Annotated in this window: 3 protein-coding genes; all 3 read right to left on the bottom strand. The window is 67.5% G+C overall.

The window, feature by feature from the left end; translation table 11 throughout:
- Nucleotides 1-377: 377 nt before the first annotated feature.
- The 3 genes from HF519_RS29590 to ribA are packed head-to-tail and all read right to left on the bottom strand — an operon-like array spanning nt 378 to nt 2,803.
- Nucleotides 378-1,370, bottom strand: coding sequence for an oxidoreductase (locus tag HF519_RS29590; protein ID WP_211170767.1), 993 nt, complete (start codon nt 1,368-1,370; stop codon nt 378-380).
- A 41-nt stretch (nt 1,371-1,411) separates the two neighbouring features.
- On the bottom strand, nt 1,412-1,546 hold the full coding sequence (locus HF519_RS32625; RefSeq protein WP_281358680.1) for a hypothetical protein: 135 nt from the start codon (nt 1,544-1,546) through the stop codon (nt 1,412-1,414).
- 9 nt (nt 1,547-1,555) lie between these two features.
- A complete protein-coding gene (ribA, locus tag HF519_RS29585) occupies nt 1,556-2,803 on the bottom strand; it encodes a GTP cyclohydrolase II (RefSeq protein ID WP_312860426.1) in 1,248 nt (415 codons plus the stop codon).
- Between the last annotated feature and the right edge of the window lie 660 nt (nt 2,804-3,463).

Genomic DNA, 3,463 nt, shown 5'->3' with positions numbered 1-3,463 from the left:
CGACACCCTCGAAACCGAGCCGCTCGGCGGTGTCGACGATCGTCAGCATGTCCTGCAGCAGCTCGCCCCACGGGCGATCCATGTCCGAGTAGAAGAAGGGCGCCGTCACCCAGAACTTCAATGCCATAACTCACTCCATTATCGAGAATCGTGTGTGACGAGGAAGGAACGGACGAGGCCGAATCCGACGCTCCGCAGACCAGCTGCGACAACGTGGGGCGAGGCTGGGTTCTCGCCACCCACCCGAGGTCGGAATGCGGCGTTGTGTGGCCGAGTAAGGCCCACTCAGCGACGGACTGCTTGGAGGTGCGCTCGTTCGGGAACGGCCGGGTAGCAGGGTGCGCTCGGGCGTCGAGGTCGGTCTTGCGTGGGTGTGGTCATCTGGCCTGTGTCGACTCCTTCAGGGAGTTGACCCAGAAGGGGTTGGTGAGCAGGAGCCGTCCGATCGCGACGAGGTCGCAGTCGCTGCCGGCAAGCGCGGCTTCGGCTGCTTCTGCGCTGCTGATGCCGCCGGCGACGATGGTCGGCACACCAGTGCGTTCGCGGACCTGTGCGGCGAGGTTGCGGAAGTCGACCGGGATCTCGAACGATGACGCGCCCTCGACTGCGCCGCCGGCCGCGGCGTCGATGGCATCGCAGCCGGCCCGGCTGAGCTGGTTGATGACCGGGATGGCGTCGTCAGCATGCCAGCCGCCGTCGGCGAGGTCGTCGATCGCCAGCCGGACGAACAGCGGCATTCCCGGCCCGCAGGCTGCGCGCACCCGTTCCACGATGTCGAGCAGGAAGCGACTGTTGGCCTCGGGGTCGCCGCCGTACGGGCCTGAGCGGTGGTTGGTCAGCGGCGAGAGGAACTCGTGAATGAGGTACCCGTGCGAGGCGTGGATCTCGATCACGTCGACGCCGACCTGACTCGCCCTGGCTGCGGCCTGCCCGAACGCAGCGACCAGGTCGCCGATCTCCTCGTCGGTCAGCGCGTGGGGCTGGTGGCTCGAGGCGTTGAAGGGTGCCCCGGTAGCACCCACGACCTGGTTGAGCGCGTCGCTGTCGGCGAAGGCCTTCCGCCCGGTGTGCCCGAGCTGCACACCGACCTTGGCCCCCTGCTGGTGGCAGAACTCCACGATGGGCGCCAGCGCCGCGGCCTGCTCGTCGGTGTAGAGGCCAAGAGCGCCGCCGTGGCCGCGGCCCTCGGGCGAGACCGCCGAGTCCTCGATCATCACGAGCCCGACACCACCGACCGCACGCGAGCCGTAGTGCACCAGATGCCAACTATTCGCGCACCCGGTCTGGTCAGCGGAGCGCTGCGACATCGGCGCCATGACGACCCGATTCGGCAGCTCCAGGTCCCGAATCTTGAGGGGGTCGAGCAGCATGAGCGTCTCCTTAAACCGCAGGCGGTCGGCCATCCGACCGGTCAGAAGATGTGGTTGGAACCGTCGAACACCGCGCTGACCGAGTCACCCACCTCGATCTGAGCGATCGACCGAGCAAGATGCTCGGCCCACGACAACTGCTGCACCAGACCGCTCACCGAAGGTGGGGCGAACACAACCATTCCTTACATCGCGACTGTGTCGAATTTCTGGTGCCCCATGCGATTCTCCTTCGCTCTGAGGTACCGCACGTTGTGTGGGTTTTCCGCGTAGGGGACTGTGACTTGTGCGACCACGGACAGCCCCTGCTCGCGCAGAGCGGCGCTCTTTGCCGGGTTGTTGCTGATGAGGCGAACGTTGTGGACACCGAGATCGGCCAGGATGCCCGCAGCGTGCCCGTAGTCGCGGGCATCGACCGGTAGGCCCTGGACGACGTTGGCATCGACGGTGTCGAGGCCGTCGTCCTGGAGGCTGTATGCGGCGATCTTGTTGGCCAGTCCGATTCCGCGGCCTTCGTGTCCTCGCAGGTAGATGACGGCGCCACAGCCTTCGCGGGTGATCGCGGCGAGCGCGTGCTCGAGCTGGGCGCCGCAGTCGCAGCGCAGCGAGCCGATGATGTCTCCGGTGAGACATTCGCTGTGTACCCGGACCAGGACACCGTCTTCGGAGGCCTCCTGTGCAGCGACGTCGCCGAGCACGATCGCCAGGTGCTCGGCGCCGTCGCTGGTGCGGTAGGCCGCGGCCTGAAAGTCGCCGAACACCGTGGGCAGCGCCGCCGTTGCGACTCGTCGCACCTCGGCACGCTCCGCGTCGCGGACCTTGATCAGGTCCGCGATCGTCAGGAAGGGCAGCCCGTGCTCCGCGGCGAACCGCTTGAGCGTGTCTCCGCGCGCCATATCACCGTCCTCGTCGAGGATCTCGCTGATCACCGCGACTGGCGGGAGGTCGGTTCGGTGCAGGAGGTCGACAGCGGCCTCGGTGTGCCCGGGACGGGTAAGCACTCCGCCCTCGCGGGCCTTCAGCGGGAAGATGTGACCGGGCCGGGTGAACTCCGCTGCAACAGCCGCCGGGTCAGCCAGGGCCCGCAGAGTCAGGGCTCGATCCTGTGCCGACACGCCCGTTCCGCAGCTGCCGTGGTCGACGGTGATCGTGAACGCGGTGCCGTGGGGGTCCGTGCTTTCCGGGACCATGTCCGCAAGCCCCAGCTCCCGAGCGCGGGCGGCAGGCATGGGGGCACACAGGATGCCGGTCGTGTGCCGCACCATGAAGGCCACCGTGTCCGCGGTTATCAGAGCGCCCGCCGCGATCAGATCGCCCTCGTTCTCGCGTTCATGGTCATCGGCAACTACGACCAGCCCACCGGAGGCAAGCGCCTCGACGGCCGAACGCACTGCCTGAGCGGCACGCTCCAGCTCTCTGGTCTTGCGGACCACCTGAGGATCCCACCCTTCGTGATGAATCGACCTGCCCACGGCGACCGCCTCGGCCTCCGTCACAGGGGGGTCGAGCTTCCTGACGAACTCGCCGCCCTGCGTCGACCCGATCTTCCGGGCTACTTTGAACAAACGTTCAACATGGCGCCTGAGTTTGGCCTCCGCTCCTCGGCTTGTCAACGGCCAATTGATGGGTACGCGCGATCACCCGCGGTGACGAAGCACCCGGCCGGCCGCTGGAGCTGCGCTGGGCCCCCGAGGGCGCCGAGGGGTTAGCGGCCCGCCTGCTCGGCAGGCCCGCACACCATCCGGTAGCGGTTGCGGTAGGGGCCGGCCACCCAGCGAGTCTCCCGACGGGCCGTCCGGTCGGTGAGCCCCGGGCCGCGCTCCGGAGGCGCCTCGTTCAGCCGCTCGAGCCCCGTTACCGGGTGGAAACGTTCCTACCCCTTGTCAGTTCTCGCGGACCTGGCTACTTTCAGCCCGGTAGAGGCCGCGCACCGGCGGCTGTATGCCATGAGCAGAAACGTTTATCACGAGAGGAGGGGCAGGTGCCCGACACCCTGAGCACGCCCCCGCTGCGCGTCCTGGTCGCAGGTGAGTCCTGGATCAAGCACACGATCCACATGAAGGGTTTCGACCAGTTCCACAACACCGAGTACG

The sequence above is a fragment of the Pseudonocardia bannensis genome (assembly GCF_012911875.1).
Classification (GTDB): domain Bacteria; phylum Actinomycetota; class Actinomycetes; order Mycobacteriales; family Pseudonocardiaceae; genus Pseudonocardia; species Pseudonocardia bannensis.
The sequence above is the reverse complement of the archived record's forward strand: the minus strand, read 5'-3'. Positions and strand labels throughout refer to the sequence as shown.